Origin of the sequence: Pedobacter alluvionis (genome assembly GCF_003664035.1) — a bacterium.
In the GTDB taxonomy this organism is placed as follows: Bacteria; Bacteroidota; Bacteroidia; order Sphingobacteriales; family Sphingobacteriaceae; genus Pedobacter; species Pedobacter alluvionis.
The window spans coordinates 42,227-68,305 of record NZ_RCCK01000016.1; the positions used below are offsets into that span (position 1 = coordinate 42,227).

Here is a 26,079-nt window from a genome sequence, read left to right on the forward strand (position 1 = left end):
GCAGCAGATAATTTTTCTGAATAAATTCTGCTGATTGAATAATTTAATTTCCCAGGATAACTGGCACCATCAATTTAGTTTATCACTTGCTCATCACAAAATTGGTTGTTTTTTTTATTTAGAGGATGGATTTCAGTTATTACGGATTAATCATCAATTGATCATCAACCTGGTAAGTTTAAATAATAACTTCAGCCCGCAGGCACTCATTGAACTTCAAGAAAGATATCATCATCAGGAAGGCACTAAACTCATGCACTTATGGGAAGACCTTTGGCTATCAAAACCAGACCAGGTTTTAGCGAGAATAAAATCTCTGATTGGTGAAAACATTCGCATTCATGGCAGGAAAACCAAAGTATGCAAAATTACTAAACCCGTTGCTGATTCTTTTTTAACAGAAAACCATTTACAGGGATCAGTAAGTAGCCGTTATAAAATTGGTTTATTTGAAAAAGATGAACTTGTGGCTGTAGCTACCTTTTCTGCACTGCGCAAAATGAATCATACCGAAAATTATAAATCTGCAGAACTGATCAGGTTTGCCGTTAAAGCAGGCTATTCCATTACCGGCGGATTAAGTAAATTGATTTCCTTTTTCGCTGCAACTTATAAACCTAATGACTTGATGACTTATGCAGATCGGGACTGGTCTGCAGGAGAGGCTTATATTAAATTGGGTTTCAGGCAAACTGCGGTTTTGGAACCTCAGATTTACGGATTAGATGAAAATCTAAATCGTCAGCTTAAAAAAGACCAGGAGGTTTTTGCACAAGAAGTGTTTAATACAGGAAGTTTAAAGTTTATTCTCCAGTTTTAATGGATCAGCACAATCTCATCATTATTTTAGGGGCCACGGCATCCGGCAAAACTAAACTGGCCGTAAGCATAGCGGATGTTTTAAATGGAGAAATTATTAGTGCTGATAGCCGACAGGTATTTAAACGAATGGATATTGGCACAGGGAAAGACCTGCAAGAATATCATATTTACGGAAAAAAAATCCCTTATCATTTAATTGATATTTTAGCACCTGGAGAACGTTATCATGTAGATGCTTTTAAAAACGACTTCTATCAGGCCTTTGAATCTATAACACAAAAAAACAAAATACCTATCCTTTGTGGCGGAACAGGAATGTATATCCACAGCCTTTTGCAAAATCAAACTTTTACCGCCATTCCGGTAAATCAACAGTTTAGAGATCAGCTAAATTTATTATCGAAAGAGGAATTGATTTTAAAATTGCAAAATGATAAAAGCCAGGATACCAATCATGTTGATTTATCCTCTAAAAAGAGATTGATCCGCGCATTAGAAGTAGCAGATTATTTAAAATATCACACACTGGAAGTGGTAGAGCGGCCCGAAGTTAAACCCATTATTTTTGGATTAAAAAATGAAGTCGAAATAACACGAGCGAAAATCCTGGCAAGGCTCGATCAAAGATTTAAGGCAGGCTTAATTGAAGAGGTAGAGCAATTGCTTAAAGAAGGTATTAGTAAAGAAATGCTGGTTTTCTATGGCTTGGAATATAAATTCATTGTGAATTACCTGGATGGCTTATTCACTTTTGATGAGCTAAAGCTGAGACTTGGCATTGCCATTTGTCAATACGCCAAAAGACAAAACACTTTTTTCAGGAAAATGGAAAAGGACAATGTGGAGATTATCTGGCTGGATGCATCGGCACCTGCTAACCAGTTACAACAGCAAGTTCTGGAAAAAGTTTCAGTAAAACTCAATTAAAAATCATCGGTCATTTTAACGTTGCTTTATCTATTAAAAACAACGAAAAAGCCCTTTTGGCACAGCCTTTGTATTTGTTCAAGTATATTAGTTTAACTCAAAAATAATAATATTAAAATGAAAACAATTACTAAAATTATTGCTACCTCAGCAGCTGTCGTGGCTTTATTCTTTACTACAAATGCTAATGCGCAATCTTCTCCAAAATTAGGAATAGGAATTATCGGTGGTGTACCTACCAGTGATGGATACAATGTAGCTCTTGGTGCAGATTTACGTTATCAGTTTGATATCGATAAACAATTATCAATTCCTGTAACTGCTGGTTATACCCGTTTCTTAGCTAAGGATATTACTGTGGGTAATATCACAGTTGATGGTGTAGACTTTGGTTATATTCCTGTAAAAGCTGGCGTTAAATATTTCTTTAATGATTCAGGTGCAGGTGCTTATGGTCTTGCAGAGCTAGGTGCTGGTTTCGGTACTAATGAAGGTAGCGGTACATCATTTGTATATTCACCAGCTGTTGGTTATGCATGGAGTAACGGTTTAGATTTAGGTCTTAAATATGAAGGTTTAGCTAGAAATGGTACTAGCACTGGTTATGTTGGCCTACGTTTAGCTTACGGATTTAACTTATAGTCGTCATCCCGCTAAATAATATGGAAAGCCCCGACTTTAGTTGGGGCTTTATTATTTCATAACATTCTGAAAAAAGTGAAAAATTGAAAATCCACCTTAGCTGTTTTAACGTAAATAAGTTAAATCCTTAATTAATAACTTAAATATCTTTAAAATGAAAACAGCTACTAAACTTTTTGCAACGACTTTAACGGCTCTTGCAATTTTAACCACCTCTAATTTAAAAGCGCAAACTATGGGTTCCACCGAGCCAATGACTACAGGAAGCGGAATGGCTTTCAAAATCGGCGTAGGTGTAAATGCCGGATTATTTCCAGACAAATCGGAAATGGATTATGGTTATGGTGCAGACGTAAAACTTCAGTATGATTTAAGTCCTTATGTAGCCGTTACAGCTTCTGGCGGTTATACCCGTTTGAAATGGAAAGGTAGCCCCTTAAAATTCGAATTCATTCCGGTAATGGGCGGTGTTAGGGTATTCCCAATTGAAAGGATGTACCTGGCTACAGAACTTGGTTCGGGCCTGGCCATCAAAGACGGTGCTAACATGAATTTTATTTATACTGGTGGTTTAGGTTACGAATGGAAAAACGGACTTGATCTTGGTGTAAAATATGAAGGTTATGTAAACAACAGCGCTTCCGATCTTTACTTCATGAAAACAGGACAATTTAACTTGAGGCTGGCCTATAATTTTAAATTATAATTCAAACATCATATAATTTTGGAGTCCCGATGAAAATCGGGACTTTTTTATTTATTTACCATTTAAATTGCTATTTTGAGCCGAAAACCAAATACCATGAAAAGAATATTCGGGATAGCCGTACTTACCATTCTAATGGCCTGCAACCAGGCAGAAAAAAAATCTACTGAAACTAAAGATTCAACAAAAACGGATTCAGCATCGGTTAAAAATGAGGTTTCCATAAAAGACAAGCAGAAATCTGAAATCTTTAACCAGTATGTAGATTTAAAAAATGCGCTGGTAAAATCAGATTCTGCCAGTGCACAAAAATCTGCAGCAAAGTTACAAACGAGTTTGGCTGCCTATAAAGGTTGCGAGCCTACTGCAGCTGTTGCAGGCAAAATCGTTGCAAGCAAGAATCTCGTTTCGCAACGAAAAGATTTCACTGTTTTAAGTGCTGATTTAATCGCTTTACTTAAAAATGCAGAAATAGAAAAAGGCACTATATATGTTCAGCATTGCCCTATGGCGAATAAAGGAGACGGAGGTGATTGGTTATCAACTGAAAAGGAAATTAAAAATCCTTATTATGGTGACGAAATGTTAGAATGCGGTAGAGTTGCCGAAGAGATTAAAGCAAAATAAGGTGCTAAAACAGGTTTAATTAAGCATGATTGTTACTTCATTTTGACTAATTATTCATATTAATTTAACAGATTTGTTATGCATGTATATTAATTTTATATAATTTAGAAAGCTATAAACATAATACAATAATATGTCAGATATTGCAGAGATAAAAGTTGATGGTAAGACAATAGAATTGCCAGTAATTACAGGAACAGAAGATGAAAAGGCCATTGATATTTCGAAATTAAGAGATCTAACGGGCTTCGTAACTTTAGATACTGGTTTTAAAAATACTGGTTCTACAAAAAGTAAAATCACTTTTTTAGATGGTGAAAAAGGCATTTTAAAATATAGGGGATATTCTATTGAAGAGCTTGCCGCAAAGTCGAGTTTTTTAGAAGTGATTTATCTGATCATTTACGGAGATCTTCCAACACAAAAACAACTGGAGGATTTACAGGCTGATATCAGCAAGCACACCCTGATTCATGAGGACATGAAGAAATTCTTTGATGGTTATCCATCAAGATCTCATCCAATGGGTCAATTGGGTTCGCTAATCTTCTCATTGTCTACATTCTATCCTGAATGCTTAAAACCAAATCAAACTGCAGAAGAACAAGATTTAACCATTATTAAACTTTTGGCTAAATTTCCAACCATTGTTTCTTTTGTTTATAAAAAATCATTAGGTCATCCGCTTATTTATCCAAAAAATAAATACGATTATGTAACCAATTTTCTTTGGATGACATTCGGACAACGTACTGAAGATTATGATGTAAATCCGATTGTTGTGAATGCCATGAATAAATTGCTGATCCTGCATGCAGATCACGAGCAAAACTGTTCCGCATCAACTGTTCGTATTGTAGGTTCTTCTGATTGTAATTTATATGCTTCAATTGCTGCTGGTATTGCTGCACTTTGGGGACCATTACATGGTGGTGCTAACCAGGCTGTGATCGATATGTTAGAATTGATTAAAGCTGATGGTGGTGATACAGAGAAATGGATTGCAAAAGCGAAAGATAAAAATGATCCGTTCCGTATGATGGGCTTTGGTCACCGTGTTTATAAAAACTTCGATCCAAGAGCTAAAATCATTAAAAAAGCTTGTGATGATATCTTAGAAAACTTAGGTATTGATGATCCGATTTTAGAAATTGCTAAAAAACTGGAAGAAGCAGCTTTAACCGATCAATACTTCATCGACCGTAAATTATATCCAAATGTAGATTTCTATTCAGGTATTATTTACCGCGCATTAGGTTTTCCATCTGAAATGTTTACCGTTCTATTTGCCTTAGGCCGTTTACCAGGATGGATTGCGCAATGGAAAGAAATGCACGAGAATAAGGAACCGATTGGTCGTCCACGCCAGATTTATGTTGGCGAAACGGATAGGGAATTCGTTGATATTAAAAACAGAAAATAACTCCAGTTATAATTACATAAAAAAAGCTTCCGAAAATTCTGAAGCTTTTTTTATGCCTGGTTATTTCCAGCTAGGTGGCAACGTAATAAATTAGATTCAACATGACCATTTCAGTTAATTTAAACGCAATAGCGTAAAGAATAAAAATCATTATCATTTTGCCAATTACTTTTTTACGCTGATAGAATATTTTTAATGCATTAAACATATACCAGCAAATCCATACGATAATAGCAAGCCCAATTAGATTGGATATTATAGAATCTTCGCCGAATATGTACTTCATAAATGGTTTTGTGAAAATCGACACAATGAAGTAGGCTGTCATTCCATGTATCGTAAATATCAGGTGATCAAGATAGTAAATGTGATTTTTCCTGAAGTTCCACATAATAAACATCGCAAGTAAAGGCATCAGCAAAAAATATTGTTTCGGCCTGTTGTGCTCTAAAGTTTCCTGTATCACTTCAGATTTTTGGCCAATTGTTATTGAACGTTTTGTAGCCATTCGTTTAAACCAATTGTCTCTTTCAATTAAAGGCAATGTTTTTTGTCTCGATAGGTAAGCATCATAGGTTGAGTCATTTCTATCATTATGAATGGTATTAAATCTTTTAAAAACTTTTTCCAGAGAATCTGATTTATTGGCTTTTAGTTGTTTCTTCAAATCAACTAAAACAATCGCTTGTTCCTTAAAGCCTAAGGTTTTAAAAGTACTTCTGTCTAAATCTTCTTTAATTTTTGCTTTAACTTTGATTGCAATAACCGGATCTTTTCCTAAAATACCGGCTTTTTCAAGTTTACTATTAACCGTATCTAAAGTAGCCTTTTGCTGAACTCGTGTCTTTGCATCGATATGCTCATCGTTATTAGTGCGATGCTCAGGAGAATACGCCACTAAGAAGTAAACGATTGATACAAAAATATACATGCTAACCGGATTGATGTATCTCGCTCTTTTACCAGCTAAATAATCAAGTGTAACCTGACCGGGTTTCGTTAGGAGTGGGGTTAGTGTCTGGAAAAACTTATTGTCGAAGTGGAAATAATGGGCAATACTATGGCTTATGAAGCCCCAAAAGCTTTCTTTTAGCTCTAAATTGGGCTGACCACAATTACTGCAATAATGGCTTTCAACGTGCGAACCACAGTTTAAGCAATTGTGTTCTTTTCTGTACTTACCTGCTGACATGGATAATTGAAATTATAAATGGTTAATGGCTTCTACTTCTGCCCGGGTATGTTTGTGTTTAAATATCACCACAAAAACGACTGCAATAACAAGTACATAAATGGTAAAAGTTAACCAGATGTTATGCCAGTCCTTTACATCGAGGGCTCTGCTCAGGTCTCCATTTGGTAATACATCAATCCCTTTATTTTTAAGAAATTTAAGCAAGTGTACATTGTCTTCCTCACTTTTAACATATTTGGAGAGCGAACCGATGGTATGATAGTAAGTGGTAAAAAAGCGGCTAATCATCCAGCCTGAAACCAAACTGCCAAACACGGCACCAAAACCATTGGTCATCATCATAAATAAACCCTGTGCAGAAGAACGGATTTTTGGCGCAGTTGACGTTTCAACAAATAGTGATCCTGATATGTTAAAGAAATCGAATGCCATTCCGTAAACGATACATGAAGTAATGATCATCCAGAGGTTGGTTGACGGATCGCCATAGGCAAATAAACCAAAACGCAGTACCCAGGCAAACATGGCAATTGCAATTACCCATTTAATACCAAATCTTTTCAAAAAGAAAGGGATGGCCAGGATAAACAGTGTTTCAGATATCTGAGAGATCGATAAAATGATGGTAGAATATTTAATTACAAATGACTCTGCAAAAACGGGAAATAATTTAAATTCATCAAGAAAAACATCACCATAAGCATTTGTAAGTTGCAATGCTGCTCCTAAAAACATAGAGAAGATAAAAAACAATGCCATTTTGTAATCGGTAAAAAGCTTAAAAGATTCGAGCCCGAGTTTCTGTGTAAATGTCTTTTTATCGCTGATTAAGTTTAAAGGTTTACAAGCAGGTAACGTAAAAGAGTATACACCCAACAATAAGGCACTTATACCTGCAATATAGAATTGGTTGGCACTTGCCTTGTTACCCGTTAAATTGGTAATCCACATGGCAGCAATAAAACCAATGGTACCCCAAACCCTGATGGGCGGAAAGTCTTTTATTACATCGAAATTGCCATTTTTTAAGGTCGTGTAACTTATCGAATTGCTCAGCGCTATGGTTGGCATGTAAAAACACATGGCTACCAATATTACCCAAAAAAAAGTGTGCGGATCATTCACCTGCGGCAGGTAAAACATGGTTGCTGCGTAAAGAAGATGCAAAATCGCATAAAGTTTTTCTGCGTTAATCCATTTATCGGCTAAAATACCGGTTAGGGTAGGCATAAACAGCGAGGCGATGCCCATAGTAGAAAAAATGATTCCAAAATCTGCGCCGTCCCATTGTTTGGTTCCAAACCAATAATTTGCAATTGTAATTAACCAGGCAGCCCATACAAAGAATTGCATGAAACTCATTATAGTTAAGCGAAACTTAACATTCATAATAATAATTTAGTTTGAATGATTGAAAGTAAAAGCTGAATATAGAACTATTTTGAATGATAATCCAAAATGAACCCAAATTATTTAAAATAATCTGGCTCATTTTAGAATTTAGCTTTTATAGAGGGTAATTGAGAAAAAGATTCGGACAAAATTTGAGTGAATAAACGTTTTAGATCCACCAAAACTAAGATGTTCCGCGTTTATTCAATTCATCTCTTAATCTTGCGGCCTTTTCATAGGCTTCTTCGGCAATGGCTTCCTGTAATTTTTGTTGAAGTTCTTCTAATGTAAAATCGCCAAAACCCTGTTGCTGAGTTGAGGTTGGCATGCTATCGGCTTCTGGTTCTTTAGCAATTGAATCCATGTTTTCAAGAAAAAGAAAGTCATTACCTTCTATCACGATTCCGGCAGAAGCCAAAATAAATTCGTAAGTATAAATCATGGCATTAAACCGAACGGCCAAAGCAATAGCATCAGATGTTCTGGCGTCAACTTCATGTGTGTTTTTACCATCGCTACAGATTAACTTTGCATAAAAAACACCATCAACCAGATTGTAGATAATAATTTCCTTAATATTAATATGAAAAGTATCAGCCATTGATTTGAATAAATCATGCGTTAATGGTCTACTAGGAGTCATTTTCTCAATTTCTATGGCAATGGCCTGCGCTTCAAATGCACCAATAATAATCGGTAAGCGGCGGCGTCCATTTACTTCTCCTAAAACAAGGGCATAAGCACCAGATTGAGTCTGGCTGTAAGATAAACCTACAATATCTAATTTAACTTTTTTCATATTTATGGTAAGACCTTATAGGTTATTAAAACCTATAAGGTCTATAAGATATTATCCTTTATGTGCTTTTAATGCTTCAATTAATTTTGGTACAACCTCAAAAGCATCACCAACAATACCGTAATCAGCCACTTTGAAGAAAGGAGCTTCAGGATCCTTGTTGATTACAACAATCACTTTTGATGAACTAACCCCCGCCAGGTGCTGGATCGCGCCAGAGATACCAATAGCGATATAAAGGTTAGGGCTAATCGCAATCCCAGTTTGACCAACGTGTTCTGAGTGTGGTCTCCAGTCTGCATCCGATACCGGTTTAGAACATGCAGTAGCAGCGCCCAGCAAGCCAGCTAATTCTTCAATCATTCCCCAGTTTTCTGGTCCTTTTAAACCTCTGCCAGCCGAAACCACTAATTCTGCATCAGGTAGTGAAACCTTATCGGTTGCCCTTACGATCTCCTTGATAACCGTTCCTAAATCTGATTGTTTAACATCTGCACTAAACGCTTCTATTACAGCATCTGTAGCATTTTCTTTAACGCCAAATGCATTTGGATTTAAAGCGATTACTTTATTAGCCGATGTTAATTCGGTAATGGCGAAGGCTTTACCTGAGAAAGCTGTTTTCTTAACCGAGAATTTACCATCAGTACTTGGCAATTCTACTGCGCCATCAGCTAAACCTGCTTTAAGTTTTACTGCAATACGCGGCGCTAGGCCTTTGCCAGAGAAAGAGTTAGATAAAACGATAATATCAGCACTTTCTTTTTCTGCAGCAGCAGCAATAACGCTTGCATAAGCCTGATTTACAAAGGTTTTTAATTGATCAGCATTTACATTTAATACTTTTGATGCACCATATTTACCTAATTCCTTTAATTCACTTTCGGCTACATCGCCAATAGAAATTGCGGTTAAATGAGTTGACTGTTGATCGGCAATGGCTTTGGCATAAGAAACGGCTTCAAAAACAGATTTCTTAAATTTTCCCTCAGCTTGTTCTACATATACTAATACTGACATATATTTACCCTTAATCCCCTAAAGGGGCTATTTTTTATAATTAATTATTATTTATTAACGCTGCAATACCAGGCAACTGGAAATTGCTAACTGCCTTACTGGTTAGATTACTTTAGCTTCGCTGTGAAGTAAGCTAATTAACGATTCTGTTTGATCCGCAGGAATTAATTTTACCGTTCCACGAGGAGCAGGAGTTTCATACTTCGTTACTTTGGCTACTTCTTCAGTTTCAACAGCATCCACCACAGTCAATGGTTTAGTTCTTGCACTCATGATACCACGCATAGTTGGGATTTTAGGTTCTGCCACACCTTCAGCGCAACTTGCAATAAACTTACCAGAAACGGTTAAAACTTCTTTACCACCTTCAATCTCTCTTTCAATTGTTGCAGTATCGCCATCAAGAGTTAACTTTTTAATAATTGATATTGAAGGGATGTCTAAAAATTCGCCAACCATAGCAGCAACCTGATTACCGTTATAATCGATAGATTCGCGGCCTGTTAAAATCAGATCAAAATCTTTATCCTTTGCATATTCTGCAATCTGTTTAGCCACGAAATAAGCATCTCTTGGCGCTGCATTTACCCTAACTGCATCATCGGCACCAATGGCCAGTGCTTTCCTGATGGTTGGATCGTTAGCTGCTTCGCCAACATTGATCGCAGTTACGGTTCCTTTTCCACCTTCGGTTAACTCAATTGCACGTGATAAAGCGATTTCATCGTATGGATTAACAATATATTGCACTCCCGCCGTATTGAATTCGGTATTATCATTAGTAAAAGTTATTTTTGTCGTCGTGTCTGGCACGTTACTGATACAAACTAATATTTTCATATGTTAATAGTGGTTTTTATTGCTATGAACGTTCTGGAACTAAAATTGTTTAGCTGCTGATCGGTTCATATATGATATCATTATTATATAAGGTCTTTCTGCAAATTTAATTAAAAAAGCAAGGAAATAAAATGTCATCCACCCGTTTAAGCAAGTTATTAGAATTTTTAGAAAGCGATCCTAACGATCCGTTTATACTATATGCCTTAGCCACAGAGTATAACGCTCAAAATGACAAAGAAAAAGCCTATTCTTTTTACCTTCAGTTAACCGATAAACATCCTGATTATGTAGGCACTTACTATCATTTAGGTAAGTTATTGGAAAAAGATGACCAAAAAGAGAAAGCAATCGAAATTTATCAGAAGGGGATGCAAGTGGCCCGAAATAAAAGAGATATGCATGCTTTTTCAGAATTACAGGGTGCTTACAATACAGCCGCCGGATTAGATTATGAAGACGACTAGTTCAGTTAACAGTTATCAATTTTCAGTTTTGAACTAATGCAAACAAAACCTATAGCTGCAAAAAAACAGTGGTTATTTATTAGGAACGTAATCTTTTTTACATTCACCTCTTTTGGCGGGGCGCAGGCGCACCTGGCTTTGCTGCTTAAATATTTTGTTCAGAGCACCAAATTTATTTCGGAAGAAGAGCTCCTGGAGTTAAATGCACTGGCACAGGTACTCCCCGGACCAGCATCTACGCAAACCCTCGTTGGAATAGCCTGGAAGGTCGGAAAACTTAAACTGGCTATCATCACTTTCCTGATCTGGATATTGCCCACTGCGACCATCATGACTTTTGCAGCCATTAGTTATGCTTTGCTTGATCAAAAACAAAAGTTTAATGATATTCTGGAATACATCCAGCCAATTGCACTGGGGATAGTAGCTTATGGCGCATGGAAACTGGGCAAAAAGGTTTTATCCTCTCAGGTTTCTATATTTCTGGCCATTGCTTCGGTTATTGCCACATTAGTTTTAAGAAACGCCTATGTATTTCCATTGTCAATATTGATAGGTGGAATGATTTCTTCCGCTATCGAAACACCAAAAGAGGAAACTGAGTTAAGGGTTAAACTTTTTTCGAATATCAATCCCAAGAAACTAATCTACTTTTTAGGCGCTTTGCTTTTATTTGCGTTAGTAGGTGCAATTATAAACAGGACCTCGCCTTTTAGTTTACCAATTCGTTTGCTCGAAAACTTTTATCGTAACGGAATATTGGTTTTTGGAGGTGGACAGGTACTTGTGCCTTTAATGTTTACCGAGTTTGTAGAGATGAAACATTATTTGCCTTCATCTGGATTTTTATCGGGCTTTGCATTACAACAAGCTTTACCTGGTCCAACATTTTCTTTTACCAGTTACTTAGGTGCATTAAGCATGAAGAATTTTGGATACGGATTATGGGGACAGATTTTAGGAGGATTAATTGGCGTGATCGGTATTAACTTACCTGGACTTATCCTTGTTTTATTTATTGTACCCTTCTGGGATGATTTAAAAAAGATCTCGAGAATCCGTCATAGCCTTTCAGGAATTAATGCCGTTAGTGTTGGTTTTATTATTGCTGCTTTTGTGCTGCTGTTAATACCAATGGGTTTTAACTGGCTATTTTTAGGGATAATGGCCGCTACATTTCTGTTGCTTAATTTCACTAAGATAAGTCCGCCATTAATTGTACTGGCTGGAATCCTGGTTGGATATTTATTTTAAATGCCATACTAATTAACAGATTGCGATTGGGCTTATAAAAAAAAGTTAGAACCTGGAAAGCAATTACAGTGCAACGTAGGTTAATGTATTCCCGCTATCACTGCTGCTCCGATGAAGAATCGGGAGCATTCGTTTTATCGGGTTTAGATTGGTTGGGCTTGGTGCTACGAGGTTAGTTTTTCGGGCCTGTGCCGATAGTTTGGTCTTTTATATTGAAGCTGAAATACTTGTTGTTATGCTTATGTAGTTTATTGCATAAAAACAATATGAATAACAGGGGAATTTAAATGAATTAATACATTTCGTTGGGTCGTCATTCCCAACTTGATTGGGAATCTTAATGCCATAAGCCTAAAGATTAAGATTCCCGCCTGCGCGGGAATGACGATCAAATCTATTGAAGCCTTTCGCCCCAAGAGGAATAATTATTTCACAAAGATCAATATGTATGACATGAGATTTTTGTGCATTTTAGCTCGTTTGAAATTTCCTAAAACGGTGGATCATCATCATTATAATCATCCATTTTTGAAGGACGGATAATGACGTTGCTTTGTTTCTCGAAATCCTGAGATGGGTACATTCCGGCAGACGGATCTGCAGCAAATGAATTTGGCGGAGCATTAAAATCATCTTCCAAATCCGTAAACTTCACAAATTTACCAATAAATTTAAGTGGTACAATTCCGGTTTCACCGTTACGGTGTTTTGCAATGATAACCTCACCAATACCTGCTTGCGACCTTCCTTGCTCATCTTCGGTAATACCGTAATATTCAGGGCGGTACAAGAATAATACCATATCCGCATCCTGCTCAATTGAACCCGACTCACGTAAATCGGATAACATTGGCCGTTTTCCTTGTAAACCTGGTCTGCTCTCTACCGCACGACTTAACTGTGATAGGGCCAGTACCGGTACATCTAGCTCTTTAGCAACCGATTTTAGCGCTCTCGAAATACTACCAATTTCCTGCTCACGGTTACCACCGCCTTTTCCTTCGCCTTTACCATGCATTAACTGCAAGTAATCGACAATTACCAATTGGATATCGTATTGCGATTTTAATCTTCTGCATTTTGCCCTGAATTCAAAAATATTCAATGCCGGGGTATCATCAATTAACAGGGGAGCTTCGGTTAAGCGGCCAATTTTACTGTGCAGCTGTTGCCATTCCCATTCCTGTAAATTTCCTTTTCTGATTTTTTCCTGCTCAATTTCTGCTTCTCCTGAAATTAAACGATTCACCAGCTGAACCGACGACATCTCTAGAGAGAATACTACAGTTGGTTTTGCGAAATCGACGGTGGCGTTTCTCGCACAGGTTAGTACGAAGGCCGTTTTCCCCATCGCCGGACGTGCAGCGATAATTACCAAATCCTGTTTTTGCCAGCCACCGGTAATTCTGTCTAAGCCGGTAAAACCCGTTGGCACACCAGTTAAACCATCGGTTTTGGTGCGGAGTTCCTCAAGTGTAGCTAACGATTGTTTAATGATATCGTCCATTTTCTGTGTATCTCTACGCAGGTTATTCTGGGCAATTTCGAAAAGTCCTTTTTCTGCCTGATCTAAGAGGTCGAAAATATCAGTCGTATCTTCGTATGCATTTGTAATGATTTCAGTTGAGATTCTGATCAGTTCACGCTGAATATATTTCTGAGAAATAATACGTGCGTGAAACTCGATATTCGCTGCTGAAGCAACTCTATTGGTTAAGTTGGTAATGTAGTAGGCGCCACCTACCATTTCTAAAGAGCCTAATGTTCGCAGTTCTGCCGTTACTGTTAAAATATCAACTGGTCGCGATTTCTGAAATAGAATATGAATCGCTTCAAAAATTTTCTGGTGGGCAATGTTATAGAAAACCTCTGGTTTTAAAACATCAATTACAGCAGAAAGTGCATCTTTTTCGAGCATTAAAGCCCCAAGAACTGCTTCCTCAAGGTCTAACGCCTGAGGGGGGATTTTCCCCTGTGAACTTATGGTATTACTTAACCTGCTTTTTCTAGCAGTCATACTGTTCTTTCCGCCTTGTTCGTTATCGATACTCATTCCACAAAAGTAATCAATTTTTGATGGTGTTGTTTGAATTAGTTACTAGCTCTTTGTTAACAAATTGAAGCATAATCAGATTGAATTTTATTGCATTTGTGATGTCATAAAAATTTTTAAACAATTAAATGTTAATAAGGAACACATTGTTTAAGGCTAAAACATTTTATTTGAATACTTTTGCCTAACAATTTCAAAACATGGATAATTTTAGAAGACCGCAACGCGCAAAAGAGAATAATGAGTTTGTATTCGGCATCAGGGCCGTAATAGAAGCCGTTAAAGCAGGAAGAGACATTGAAACAATTTATCAGCAACGCGGTTTGGGCGGGGAACTTTTTCTAGAATTAAAAGCCTTGTTAAAAGATACTTTGATTCCTTTAAATTCAGTTCCAATTGAGAAGCTGAATCGCATGTCGCAGAAAAACCATCAAGGTGTTATTGCTGTAATTTCTCCAATTACTTATCAAAATATTGAAGACATCATTCCAACCGTTTTCGAAAAAGGTGAAGTTCCATTAATTTTAGTTTTAGATAGCGTAACTGATGTCCGCAATATGGGTGCAATAGCACGTACGGCTGCTTGCGTAGGTGTTCACGCCATAATTGTTCCATTAAAAAATGCGGCACAAATTAATGCCGATGCTATTAAAACCTCTGCAGGTGCATTATTCAGCATTCCGATTTGTCGCCATGCTAACCTGCACAAAACCTGCTTGTTTTTACAAGAAAGTGGTCTGCAGATAGTAGCCTGCACCGAAAAAACTAGCTATTTTATTTACGCACCGGATTATACCATGCCTACAGCAATTGTAATGGGCTCTGAAGATGAAGGAATTTCTAATGATCTTTTAAGGGTGGCTGATCATTTAGCTAAAATACCAATGGCGGGAAAAATCGAATCGCTAAACGTTTCAGTAGCTGCAGGGGTAATTTTATATGAAGCTGTTAGACAGAGAACTGTTTAAGGGATTGGTGCAATTAATAACTTAGAAAGATAGGCTGTATCATGGATATAGAATGGTTAACGTGAAAAATTCTAAGTGAATCTATAATACAGCCCTTTTTTGTTTTATAACAATTTTCAAATTGTTATAAGTGCTAGCTTTTTTTCGATCTGATCGTAACGGTAAAGGCACTGCCTGTGCCAGGGGTAGACCGGACGCTGATTTGTCCACCAAGTTTCTCGACTAAAAGTTTTACCGTCGCAAGGCCAATTCCTGTTCCGCTCTGGGCGAAGCGGTCAGCGGTATTTAGGGTAACATTTCTTTGAAAGATACGTTCCAGTTCTTCTTTTCTGATGCCCATCCCGTTATCGCAAACGGTAATGTTGGCTAGGTCGTCTTTAATTACACAACTGATTTGGATCAGGCAAGTCTGTTTGTCGTTATACCTTACTGAGTTGGTTAATAGGTTGATCATGATCTGCTGGAGCGCGATTGCTGAAGTGCTGATCTCTATCTTTGCTTCCGGGAAGCTGATTTGTACATTTTCGGGAATGCTGAGCATAGATACCGTTTTACGAAGGAAGCCACTAAGTTCGATGGGTTCGTGTTGCGCCGTCAGAATTTCTGGTCTGATAGAATAGTCGAGCATATCGTTAATCAGTTTCGCGAGGGCTTTTGCACCATTTAGGCTGGTCGATGCCAACCTTTGCCCCTTTTGGTCACCACTATGCTCCAGGTGACGAGTCAAAAGCTCTGCACTCATAGAAATGGTACTTAATGGGTTTTTGATGTCGTGGGCAGCAGCTGTAGCAAACTGTTGCATAAATTGATTGGTCTCAGTAAGATGTCTGTTCGCCTCGCTGAGCAGTAGCAGTTTCTTTCTCAGCTCCATGTGGGCAATTACCTGTTTACCCAGTACCTTCAGCGACCATAGCTGCTGTTCATCTAGTGTTCGTGGTACAGTATCGATCACGCATAGCGAACCTAGTTGCATCCCTTCCGGGGTCTGCAGAGAAATCCCAGCATAGAAGGCAATATTGGGGTCATCTGTAACAAGCGGGTTTTCGGCAAATCGCCGGTCTTCCTTTGCGTTGCTCACTATCAGTATTCCAGATGGATCAGTAATGGTATGTGCGCAAAAAGCATGTTCTCTGGGGGTTTGCTGAACATCAATGCCCAGCTTACTTTTAAACCATTGGCGCGAGCTGTCTACCAAGGTAATCAGTGCGATGGGTGTTCCACAAATCTGGGAAGCCATTTTGGTGAGCTCATCGAAATCCTCTTCAGGCAGGCTATCCATAATCTGGTAGGAATCTAAGGCTTGCAGACGCTGTTTTTCGTAATCGGGGAGGTTTGGTGTATTGTTCAAATCTTGGTAAATGTAGCGTTAAATTTTTCTTTATGGTCAGTTCCTGGTTGCCTTGAGCTTTCCGCTCTTTTGGTACTGCTGGGTTTTGATGTTTTCCCACATGATCAGCTTGTCCTCGATTCTGGAAAATACGCGGATATCCCCATCCTGGGAAATGACTATACCAAGGCTGCCGGGATGCGACCAGCAGTGGGCGATCATTGAGCGGTGCCGGGTACCAAAATGTTTGGGATCTATGGGGATCAATGATTTAGGGGTTGCGGTGGCCGTAGAAGATATATAGATCTTCCCTGGCATCTTTTTCGATCGGATTACCCCACCAAAGCCGCGCGCCACCATGTCCTGTCCAAATAAAACTACGCCGTCTACGCAGCTTTGCGAAGCGATGAAGCTCACTGAGCCCTTAATCTCGTTTGCCACTTCTGTTTTTGCAAGTAGGGCGAGTGTTTCCTGCTGGTAGAGCGATCTGGTAACCGTTTGCTTGCCTGAAGCCAGCCGCTGGTCGATCATATGTTCCGTCACATAACTGTTTATGGTCTGTTTAAGGTAACCGCTGATGGCAAGTAGCAATCTTTTATAGTTCAGTGCATATTTAATGTCGACGGCGCTACTATCTTCGGAGATCAGCACCGCTCCGCCATGATGGTAGTTTTGAATTTTGAGCAGCAATCTGGAAAGTGTCTGGGTCCAGATACTGTCTACAAATTCTTCCCAGTCTGCAAAATCTTCCCCCGGGTGTGAGGCAAACAGGAAGGCCTTGATCTCGGCCCTTATTGCGCCGGCATTTTTCCTGATGATCTTGGATACTGGTCCAATGGTGAATACATCCAGGTACCGGGTCACCAGTACATTTTGTTTTAAGGTAGCCAGGAGTTCGTAGTCGAACATGACCTTAAGCGTGGCAATATCATCTATAAATACCTGGAACAGCCCGGGCTGCTCTGATCCCGATTCGGATTCGTAGTTCAGAAAGCTCTGGTAGTGCATCGCCTGGTCGATCATTCCCCAGATAAAAAGTTTTCCATCCTGATCATAATAGACTGCCAGCGAAGTTCCAGACGGGTCGGCTGCCTTAGACAGCTTGGTCAGTGACCTGATGTCGAGAGGAATGTGCTGGGCGAATTCTACACAGCTCCATCTTTCTGAAACGATCTGCCGTGGTGGATTGGGATCAGGATTTGCAGGATCGATCAGCGTAACGGCCACCTTTGTCAGCTCGCCCTCTTCGGTTCTCATCGAGGTGTAGAAAAGGCACTCGAAAAGTTCTTCAAGAACAATTAATGGGGGAGTTGCCAGCGCCAATCTGCTATGCTTCAGCTTGGCATGGATGTGCGCTGCAAGGTCCGTTGTTTTTGATTTTTCCTCAATCATTGCTAGATCGCACTTGTTATTTTGGTTTTATATACGGTTTATAACAACATATGGATGTATTGTGTTTTTAAAAAAAATAATTAACCACATATAGGAAGGATGCACACAGATATGAAAATCCGTGTTTATCTGTGTTCTTCTTTGGTTAAACTCTTAACTTAGTGGTATTGGGGAGTAGGGATTGGCTCAATATGATTAAGTAAAGCCATTCGACCAGCAAAAATAATTAACCACAGATGGGAAGGATGCACACAGATATGAAAATCGGTGTCTATCTGTGCTCACCTTTGGTTAAACTCTTAACTTAATGGTATAGGGATTATGGATTGGCCCAATGTGATTAAGTAAAGCCATTCGACCAGCAAAATAATTAACCACAGATGCACACAGATATGAAAATCAGTGTCTATCTGTGCTCACCTTTGGTTAAACTCTTAACTTAATGGTATTGGGATTATGGATTGGCCCAATGTGATTAAGTAAAGCCATTCGACCAGCAAAAATAATTAACCACAGATAGGAAGGATGCACACAGATATTAAAATCCGTGTTTATCTGTGCTCATCTGTGGTTAAAAGCTCTTAACTTAATGACATTAGGGATTGGCATTGCATTACTGAGCATTCTGAAATAGAAAGCTTAATATATAGTTAACATGGAGGCTGTATTTTTGGACAAAATATTTTTGGTCAATCTAATTCTTCATGGTAAAGCATCAATTTCAAAACGATCCGTTGCATAACAGGGACGTTTTCGATCAGATTTACAAGGAGTACCATAAGGCTGTATATGCCAATATTTTTAAGCTGATCAAGGATCCTTCTATCGCCGAGGATATTCTACAGGATGTATTTTTTGCACTTTGGGAAAATAAGGCTAAACTAGATCCTGAACAACCGGTATCGGCATGGTTATTTGTAGTGAGTTACAACAGATCAATATCTTACCTCAGAAAGAAAATAAAACAAAATATCAGCTATGTAGATAGTTATGATCCTTTTCATACTGTTGCAGAAGAAATATTTCCTGATCAATACCTGATCGAAGAAGAACTTAGCATGCTTGAGGAAGCTATAAATGCACTCTCACCCCAAAAACAAAAGGTATTCAGGCTATGCCGGTTTGAAGGAAAATCGCAAAAAGAAACTGCACAGCTCCTGGGATTATCTACTGAATCGGTAAAAGACTACCTCAAACAATCCAAATACTTCATCAGGGAATATATGCTTTCCAGAAATCCAACTGGCGGAATTATCAGTGTGTCGGTTTTGGTTATGTTAGTATATCTATAGTTTTCTTAATGGTAATTTAATGTTTTAATAACATAGTTAGTCACCCCCATTTCATCCTCTTCAGCGTATTTACAGGCAGATGAAAGAAATAAAGGAACTCATAGATAAACTATGGGCTAACGAGACCAGTTTAGAAGAGCAGCATAAACTTCTTGAATCTTTACAAAAAGATTCAGCTGAGTTAAAGTCTGATTTAAAAACTGGCTATGATCTGGAGCTATCAGAGGGTAAGAAAGAAATTACGGAAAAGCGATTCGACCACATTTTAGCCAGGCTCCATATCCGGATGGATGATCAGGAGGTAAAGCAAAGCGCAAAAATATTTCCACTCTACCATTGGATAAAAATGGTTGCTGCTTTATTAGTTGTTGCCTTAGCTACAGCACTATATTTTAACCATAACCATACCCCACAGAAGAAAGGACCAGCCGATCAATATGTACAGGTAAAAAAAGAAATACTCAGGCAGCCATACAATTCTGGCAAAAGTGCAATGATTATAAATCTTTCTGATGGTTCACGCGTTACCCTTCAGCCCAAGAGTTCATTGAGTTATTATGAACCTTTTGATAGCAGAAGCAGAAATATCAGCATGAAAGGTGAGGCTACTTTCAAAGTTGCTAAAGATAAGCACCATCCTTTTATCGTAAGTGCAAATGGCTTTACCACAACTGCACTGGGTACCGAATTTACCGTTAACACCAATAAAGAGAATCGGCTTACGGTAAAGCTGATAGAAGGGAAGGTCGTTGTTAAAGCTGGCTCCGAAAGCAGGATGAAAATGAGCGATGTTTATTTAATTCCCGGAGAACAGTTATCCATTAATACCAAACTCAAGGTGCATAGCCTGATCAATTTTAAAGATTCGGATAAAGCAGTTAAGCCGCAACCAGTACTCAGCGCAGCCACAAAGGATGCATTATTATTTAATGAAACAACTTTGAGTGAGGTGTTTAGCAGCTTATCGAAACGCTATGACACCAATCTTGTTTATGAAGGAATTGAAGAGGCCGAACTGCAGAAATTATACTTTACCGGTAGCGTTGGTGCTGCCGAAAAATTGAATACGATACTGCCTGTTATCTGTAACATGAACGGGTTAACCTATAAACTTACCGCTAAAAGCATCACCATCAGCAAACAAAAATAATTTTTAAACCCTGGTTTTTAACCAAAATGAATGTCCCCCTAAACGGGATAAAGGGACGCTATTGCTTAATTTTTAATCATATCATGCAAACAAACAAACTTAAAAAGACAATCAGAAAATTCAAATGTTTTGCCGCATTTGCGCTGCTGACCATGATTACCCATGCTGTTTATGCACAGCAGAATACCTCAGTTAAAGGAACCGTAGTTGATGAAAAAGGTGCTACGCTTCCCGGGGTATCGGTAATGATGGTAGATCAGACAACTAAAAAACAAGAAAGTACCGTTACCGATTTAAAAGGAATATTTGTTTTTAACAATGTTAAAATAGGAAACAGGTACGATTTTTCTTTTAATTATGTCGGTTACGAAAAGAAGACATCACCGGCCTTCCTAATCAATCCGGGTACCAATAACTCTATCCTCATCCGTATGGAAACCAGTTCTTCAGGATTGAATGATGTGGTGGTGGTAGGTTATGGCAGCCAGCGAAAAACCAAGATTACCGGAGCAATTTCGCAGGTAAAATCAGAGGAACTGAATAAATATGCTGGCAGTAACTTCGCCCAGCAACTTGCCGGTAAAGCAGCTGGTGTGGTGATTAATGATGCTTCGGCGCAGCCAGGTACCGATCCACAGATCGTGATTCGCGGTATCGGTACGCTTACGGCGGGTGTAAGTCCTCTGGTAGTTGTAGATGGTTTTCCACTTTCTGAAGGAAGTTCACTCAATACAGTGAATCCCCAGGATATAGAAACCATTGATATCTTGAAGGATCCGGCATCAGCAGCCATTTATGGTTCAAGGGCTGCCAATGGGGTGATCCTGATTACCACTAAAAATGGCCGTTCAGATAAGAATACCGTTTCTTTCGACTTTTATACTGGTGCGCAGGTGCGTGCAGATAAAGTAGATCTTGTAGACGGTTATCAGTTCGCCCAGCTAAATACCGAAGCACGGGACTGGGGCTATGTATCCAGAAACCCAACAAACAGAAGTATTAGCGATGATTATGCCACCAGGGTTTCGAAAGGTGCGAATAAAAGAGATTTAAGGTTAAACTACATTCAGCCCTACTTAAATAACCAGCCAGGTTTAACCAATACCGATTGGCTGGATGAGATTTTTCGAACGGCGCCCATCAGCAGTTATAATGTTGCGGTTTCAGGCGGAAACGATAAATCTAAATACTATTTCTCGGGCAATTATTTTGATCAGGACGGGATCGTGATAGAAACCGGACTGAAACGTTACAGCATGTCGTTTAAGTTTGATTCCAAACTCTCTAAATCATTTGATATAGGTTTGAGCATTAACCCAAGTTACAACCGTCAGAATTTTTTCCAGAATGATGCGAGCAGGAGCAGTGATGCCATTGGTGCCGCACTGATTATGTATCCTTTTTTCCCTGCAAGAAACAACGACGGCTCTTTGGCCATAAGCCAGCAGATTACTGCGAATACACCAGAAGATGGTGCCCTTGGTGAAAATCCTGTTGCGATAATGGAAAAAACGAAATACAATAAAAACCTGTTCCGCACCTTTGGTAATGCCTACCTTAATTTTAAACCAGTTGCAGGGCTTACCTTTAAATCACTTTTAGGTGGAGATTACAGCAATAGTTTTATCGACTTTTTTACCCCATCTGATGTGGGTGAATACCGTACGGCAGCACCAAAACCAGCCCGGGCGAGCGAAACAAATGGCTCGGTGATCAATTACCTTTGGGAGAACACCCTTACTTTTGAGAAGACCTTTGGGAAACACGACATCAATGTGCTGGCCGGAACCACTTTTCAGAAAGAATCTGGTAACAATACGCTGGTTTCAGGTACCGGAATTCCTGATAATAACATTGACAACATTGCCGGAGCATCTTCATTTTCTGTGGTTCCGCAAAGGTATATCTGGACACAGCTTTCTTACCTGACCCGATTACAGTATGCTTATGCAAACAAATACCTGTTTTCGGCAGCCATCAGGAGAGATGGTTCTTCAAGGTTTGGCCAGGATGCCAAATGGGGTAATTTCCCATCGGTAACCGGGGGATGGATTGTGAGTAGAGAAGATTTTTTTCCAAAGGTAAACTGGATTGATTTATTAAAGTTCAGGGCGACTTACGGCAAGGCCGGAAATAATCAGATTGGTAATTACAGTTCTTATGCCCTTGCAAATCCGCTAAGTTATGTAAGTGGATCAACACTTCTTCCAGGCTTCGCTGCAGTTAACCCGGCAAACAGTACACTATCCTGGGAAACTAAAACCTCTTATAATTTTGGAATGGACTTAGGGCTTTTCAAAGTCTTGAACCTTTCTGCCAATTATTATTCGATGGTCACTTCAGATCTTTTATTGCAGGTTCCCGTACCCTCGCAATCGGGTTATGATAGTGCATTGCAAAACGTGGGCAGGGCCAGCAACAAAGGTCTGGAGCTCGAACTCTCTGGTACAAATATTAAACTTGGTCCTTTAAACTGGAATTTTGGTGCCAACATCGCCAGCAATAAAAATAAGGTATTGGAACTGGGGCCGGGCCAGAACCAGATTGTTACTGGTACCAATAGCGCATTCAGAACCAAAGTTGGTGGGCCAATTGCCGAGCTTTATGGTTATAATGTAACTGGTTTGTATAAAAACCAAAGTGAGATAGACAACAGTCCGCACGTTGCCGGAACCCTGCTGGGCGATTATATTGTGCAGGATGTAAACGGCGATGGAAAAATAACGCCCGACGACCGGATGGGCTTCGGTACATACGCACCAAAAATTACCTATGGTTTCAACAGTAGTCTGGCTTATAAAAGCTTTGAACTGAGTTTCTCTATCAACGGAATATGGGGAAGAAAAATTTATGATAATGGATTAGTCAATATGGAATCCGGAGAAGGTTTCTCGATGGCCGATACTTATTATTACGAGAACAGGTACCATCCTGTTAATAACCCAAATGGTTTTTTGGCGCAACCCAATACCAATTATTCTGCCAACAGGCTAAATACCAATGCCTCGAATATTTTCTTCCAAAAGGCTGATTATATCCGCCTGCGTAATGTTCAGCTTACTTACAACCTGTCTTCAAAATTATTGTCTAAACTAAAAGTATCCAGGGCAAGTGTATATGTAACCGGGAATAACCTGCTCACCGTAACTAATTTTAGGGGATTCAATCCTGATGCCACCAGCGATAACGTACTTACTTCAGGCTATTCTAATTCCAACTATCCTGTGGCCAGGTCTTTTGTAGCAGGTTTCAATTTAACCTTTTAAAGTAAAGCAACATCTTAATTGTATGAAACCCTCATCAAGCTTGTCGCTTAAAAACCATAATATACCGATGAAAAAAATAATCAATAAAATACTTTTTACAGGAGGAATTTTCTGTCTTTTAGGAATAACTTCCTGTACTAAAGAACTCGATCAACAGCCCATTACGGCTAAATCACTCACTAATTTTCTCACCACAGAAATCGAAGTTGAAGAGTATGTGAACGCGGTTTACGGTACCTTACAATTAAACGGCTTATATGGCCTTTACCTGCCGGCCATCGGAGAAATTCCCTCAGACAATACATTTGATGAGGTGCCTGCAAATGACAGCGGGATGTATGGCCAGCTCGATCAGTTTACCACCGTTGCCTCCAATGGCATGCTTTCAGATTTATGGAAGAATTCCTACCAGGGCATTCAGCGTACCAATACCGTGCTGAACAGGATTGATGGTATTTCTTATGCCAGCGCTGCAGTAAAACAGGCTAGAAAAGGAGAGATGCACTTTATCCGTGCCCTGCTCTACTTTAATATGGTCAGGGTATTTGGCGATGTACCTTTAGTGACCAAAGAAACCACTAATCCTAACGAGTTTTTTGGGCAGGGGCGCACAAATAAAGATCTGGTATATGCGCAGATCATTTCAGACCTGACCAATGCCATACAAGAATTGCCTGCAAGTACCACTACACCAGGAAAAGCTGTTAAAACAGCTGCCCAATCTTTAATCGGGAAAGTCTATCTGACCTTGGGCAAATTTGCAGAAAGCAAAGCCGTACTGGCAGATGTAGTTGCCTCGGGAAGGCACCAGTTGCTTGCTGAGCCAGCTGACATTTTCGCATTGACTAACAAGAATAATAATGAAGTTATTTTTGCCGTCCAGTTTGCATCTGGCATAAACGGAAACAGCGAAGGCAGTTCAGCTTACCAGCAGTTCAGTCCATCGGGTACCATCAGCGGCGCCAAAGGCCATAATCTGCCAACCAAAAGTTTCTATCAGCTGTATAGTGCTTCAGATAAACGCAAAACAGCTTATGTTGGCCTAACCAGTGCCGGAACTCCTTTTTCTACCAAGCTGAAAGCTTCGGCAACAACTCCGGTAGACGGAGGCAGTAATTTTGTGGTGTTGCGTTATGCAGATGTATTGTTGATGCTGGCAGAAGATGAAAATGAGCTGGGGAATGCTGAGACAGCAAAAACTTACCTGAATCTGGTACGAAGAAGAGCGGGCCTGACCGATGCCACACAGCAGAGTCAGGTAGATGTTAGGGATGCAATTACGCTGGAGAGAAGATTGGAACTGATAGGGGAAGGCCATCGTTGGTTTGATCTGCTTAGAACAGGTACTGCCATTTCGGTAATGAACGCCTGGTTTGCCTCACAAAATATAACCACCAGAATTACAAACCACGATCTCTTGCAGCCTATTCCGCAAGACCAGATTGATACAGATCCCGCAATTAAACAAAATCCATAAATACCATCCAATTTTAATAAAAACGAAATGAAAAGAATTATTTTACAGTTATCAATAGCATGTATTGCTTTTAGTGGGTTTGCACAATCGGTACCAGAAGTTAGTTTAAAAGAAGTACTTAACCCTAAAAGCCAAAGGGTATTGGTTACTGCCCATCGTGGCGACTGGCGCAATACGCCTGAAAATTCAATTCAGGCCCTTAAAAACTGTATTGCTATGGGAGTAGACATTATGGAACTGGATCTGAAGAAAACAAAAGACGGCCAGCTGGTGATCATGCACGATCAAACCATTGATAGAACCACAACAGGAAAAGGTGACGTTTCTGATTATACCCTAGCCGAATTGAAAACCTTTTTCCTACGCTCAGGTTCAGGGCATCCAACTAAACACCATGTACCAACCTTTATTGAAATACTGACCATTGCGAAAAATAAGATCATTATTGATGTAGATAAGGGATATGATTATTATCCTCAGGTAATTAAGGAACTGCGTGAACAGGGAATGATCGGCCAGGCCATCGTTAATGTAAAAGGAAGTACACCATTACCCCAGATAGAACAGGAGGTAGGTAAAATTGAGGATGACATTACCATCATGCCAATAGTGGATATGAAAAGAGCTGATGCTTCAGAAATTATTGCAAGTTATAAACCCCATCAAAAAACCATTATCCAGGCCAACTTCAGTACCGATACCTTGTCGGTTTTAAAAAAAATTGCCAGCCTGAGAACAAATTATGGTTTATGGATCAATAGCTTATGGCCAGAACAGAACGGTGGTCATGATGATGACATGGCAGTTGAAGAAAACAAAAAGGATGAAAGCTGGGGTTGGCTGATTAGCCATAAAGCAAACCTGATCCAGACCGACCGGCCAAAAGAACTTATTGAATATTTAAAATCAAAAAAACTTCATCACTAGTTTTTCTAACTGGATTTTGATTAAGTATAGCTAAGGATTGCATAGAGGCTGTATCATAAAGACTCCAATAGAATGGTCATCATCTCGACCGGAGCAACGCGAAGTGGAGAGAT

22 protein-coding genes are annotated in these 26,079 nt (G+C 39.2%); 14 read left to right on the forward strand and 8 right to left on the reverse strand.

Features of this window, described 5'->3' with window-relative positions:
* The first annotated feature begins 34 nt into the window (after positions 1-34).
* The 6 genes from BCL90_RS24165 to BCL90_RS24190 all read left to right on the forward strand — a co-directional run bounded on the left by BCL90_RS24165 (position 35) and on the right by BCL90_RS24190 (position 5,147).
* Positions 35-820 carry a hypothetical protein gene (locus tag BCL90_RS24165; RefSeq protein WP_121287874.1) on the forward strand — a complete coding sequence of 262 codons (786 nt, stop codon included), beginning with the start codon at positions 35-37 and terminating at the stop codon, positions 818-820.
* Positions 820-1,749 (forward strand): tRNA (adenosine(37)-N6)-dimethylallyltransferase MiaA, encoded by a 930-nt coding sequence (gene miaA / locus BCL90_RS24170; protein WP_121287875.1) that lies wholly within the window; start codon positions 820-822, stop codon positions 1,747-1,749. Before BCL90_RS24165 ends, miaA begins: the two co-directional genes overlap by 1 nt.
* 117 nt (positions 1,750-1,866) lie before the next feature.
* Positions 1,867-2,391 (forward strand): outer membrane beta-barrel protein, encoded by a 525-nt coding sequence (locus BCL90_RS24175; RefSeq protein ID WP_121287876.1) that lies wholly within the window; start codon positions 1,867-1,869, stop codon positions 2,389-2,391.
* A gap of 154 nt (positions 2,392-2,545) precedes the next feature.
* Positions 2,546-3,097, forward strand: coding sequence for a hypothetical protein (locus tag BCL90_RS24180; RefSeq protein WP_121287877.1), 552 nt, complete (start codon positions 2,546-2,548; stop codon positions 3,095-3,097).
* Positions 3,098-3,193: 96 nt separating this feature from the next.
* Positions 3,194-3,724: a DUF3347 domain-containing protein gene (locus tag BCL90_RS24185; protein WP_121287878.1), complete on the forward strand. Its 531-nt coding sequence runs from the start codon at positions 3,194-3,196 to the stop codon at positions 3,722-3,724.
* A gap of 133 nt (positions 3,725-3,857) precedes the next feature.
* Positions 3,858-5,147: a citrate synthase gene (locus BCL90_RS24190; protein WP_121287879.1), complete on the forward strand. Its 1,290-nt coding sequence runs from the start codon at positions 3,858-3,860 to the stop codon at positions 5,145-5,147.
* A 70-nt stretch (positions 5,148-5,217) separates the two neighbouring features.
* On the opposite strand, the gene BCL90_RS24195 is transcribed toward BCL90_RS24190, so the two are convergent.
* The 5 genes from BCL90_RS24195 to BCL90_RS24215 form a co-directional block, all read right to left on the reverse strand.
* Positions 5,218-6,339: a DUF3667 domain-containing protein gene (locus BCL90_RS24195; RefSeq protein WP_121287880.1), complete on the reverse strand. Its 1,122-nt coding sequence runs from the start codon at positions 6,337-6,339 to the stop codon at positions 5,218-5,220.
* A 12-nt stretch (positions 6,340-6,351) separates the two neighbouring features.
* Complete coding sequence (locus BCL90_RS24200; RefSeq protein ID WP_121287881.1) at positions 6,352-7,731, reverse strand: nucleoside permease; 1,380 nt, start codon at positions 7,729-7,731, stop codon at positions 6,352-6,354.
* A gap of 187 nt (positions 7,732-7,918) precedes the next feature.
* Positions 7,919-8,533: a bifunctional nuclease family protein gene (locus BCL90_RS24205; protein ID WP_121287882.1), complete on the reverse strand. Its 615-nt coding sequence runs from the start codon at positions 8,531-8,533 to the stop codon at positions 7,919-7,921.
* A gap of 51 nt (positions 8,534-8,584) precedes the next feature.
* Positions 8,585-9,553: an electron transfer flavoprotein subunit alpha/FixB family protein gene (locus tag BCL90_RS24210; RefSeq protein WP_121287883.1), complete on the reverse strand. Its 969-nt coding sequence runs from the start codon at positions 9,551-9,553 to the stop codon at positions 8,585-8,587.
* A gap of 102 nt (positions 9,554-9,655) precedes the next feature.
* On the reverse strand, positions 9,656-10,393 hold the full coding sequence (locus BCL90_RS24215) for an electron transfer flavoprotein subunit beta/FixA family protein (protein WP_121287884.1): 738 nt from the start codon (positions 10,391-10,393) through the stop codon (positions 9,656-9,658).
* A gap of 131 nt (positions 10,394-10,524) precedes the next feature.
* Here BCL90_RS24215 and BCL90_RS24220 point away from each other — a divergent pair, with 131 nt between their 5' ends.
* Both BCL90_RS24220 and chrA read left to right on the forward strand, forming a co-directional pair.
* Positions 10,525-10,860: a tetratricopeptide repeat protein gene (locus BCL90_RS24220; protein WP_090979096.1), complete on the forward strand. Its 336-nt coding sequence runs from the start codon at positions 10,525-10,527 to the stop codon at positions 10,858-10,860.
* A 36-nt stretch (positions 10,861-10,896) separates the two neighbouring features.
* Entirely contained in the window at positions 10,897-12,114 is a 1,218-nt protein-coding gene (gene chrA, locus BCL90_RS24225) for a chromate efflux transporter (RefSeq protein WP_121287885.1), read from the forward strand.
* 490 nt (positions 12,115-12,604) lie between these two features.
* Here chrA and dnaB read toward each other — a convergent pair whose 3' ends face one another.
* Positions 12,605-14,167 carry a replicative DNA helicase gene (dnaB, locus tag BCL90_RS24230; protein ID WP_121287886.1) on the reverse strand — a complete coding sequence of 521 codons (1,563 nt, stop codon included), beginning with the start codon at positions 14,165-14,167 and terminating at the stop codon, positions 12,605-12,607.
* Between the two features lie 200 nt (positions 14,168-14,367).
* Here dnaB and rlmB point away from each other — a divergent pair, with 200 nt between their 5' ends.
* The gene (gene rlmB / locus BCL90_RS24235; protein ID WP_121287887.1) at positions 14,368-15,135 is read left to right on the forward strand and encodes a 23S rRNA (guanosine(2251)-2'-O)-methyltransferase RlmB; all 768 of its coding nucleotides are present in this window, start codon (positions 14,368-14,370) and stop codon (positions 15,133-15,135) included.
* Between the two features lie 133 nt (positions 15,136-15,268).
* On the opposite strand, the gene BCL90_RS24240 is transcribed toward rlmB, so the two are convergent.
* Both BCL90_RS24240 and BCL90_RS24245 read right to left on the reverse strand, forming a co-directional pair.
* Positions 15,269-16,483 (reverse strand): GAF domain-containing sensor histidine kinase, encoded by a 1,215-nt coding sequence (locus BCL90_RS24240; protein WP_121287888.1) that lies wholly within the window; start codon positions 16,481-16,483, stop codon positions 15,269-15,271.
* A 36-nt stretch (positions 16,484-16,519) separates the two neighbouring features.
* The gene (locus BCL90_RS24245; RefSeq protein WP_121287889.1) at positions 16,520-17,854 is read right to left on the reverse strand and encodes a putative sensor domain DACNV-containing protein; all 1,335 of its coding nucleotides are present in this window, start codon (positions 17,852-17,854) and stop codon (positions 16,520-16,522) included.
* Positions 17,855-18,558: 704 nt separating this feature from the next.
* On the opposite strand from BCL90_RS24245, the gene BCL90_RS24250 reads away from it, so the two are divergent.
* From BCL90_RS24250 to BCL90_RS24270, 5 genes are all read left to right on the forward strand, one after another.
* Positions 18,559-19,146 carry an RNA polymerase sigma factor gene (locus tag BCL90_RS24250; RefSeq protein WP_121287890.1) on the forward strand — a complete coding sequence of 196 codons (588 nt, stop codon included), beginning with the start codon at positions 18,559-18,561 and terminating at the stop codon, positions 19,144-19,146.
* Between the two features lie 79 nt (positions 19,147-19,225).
* The gene (locus BCL90_RS24255; RefSeq protein WP_121287891.1) at positions 19,226-20,296 is read left to right on the forward strand and encodes a FecR family protein; all 1,071 of its coding nucleotides are present in this window, start codon (positions 19,226-19,228) and stop codon (positions 20,294-20,296) included.
* An 83-nt stretch (positions 20,297-20,379) separates the two neighbouring features.
* On the forward strand, positions 20,380-23,562 hold the full coding sequence (locus BCL90_RS24260; protein WP_166792278.1) for a SusC/RagA family TonB-linked outer membrane protein: 3,183 nt from the start codon (positions 20,380-20,382) through the stop codon (positions 23,560-23,562).
* Between the two features lie 67 nt (positions 23,563-23,629).
* Positions 23,630-25,039 carry a RagB/SusD family nutrient uptake outer membrane protein gene (locus tag BCL90_RS24265; RefSeq protein ID WP_121288009.1) on the forward strand — a complete coding sequence of 470 codons (1,410 nt, stop codon included), beginning with the start codon at positions 23,630-23,632 and terminating at the stop codon, positions 25,037-25,039.
* 27 nt (positions 25,040-25,066) lie between these two features.
* Positions 25,067-25,966, forward strand: a complete 900-nt coding sequence (locus BCL90_RS24270) for a glycerophosphodiester phosphodiesterase family protein (RefSeq protein ID WP_121287893.1) — start codon at positions 25,067-25,069, stop codon at positions 25,964-25,966.
* Positions 25,967-26,079: the final 113 nt, after the last annotated feature.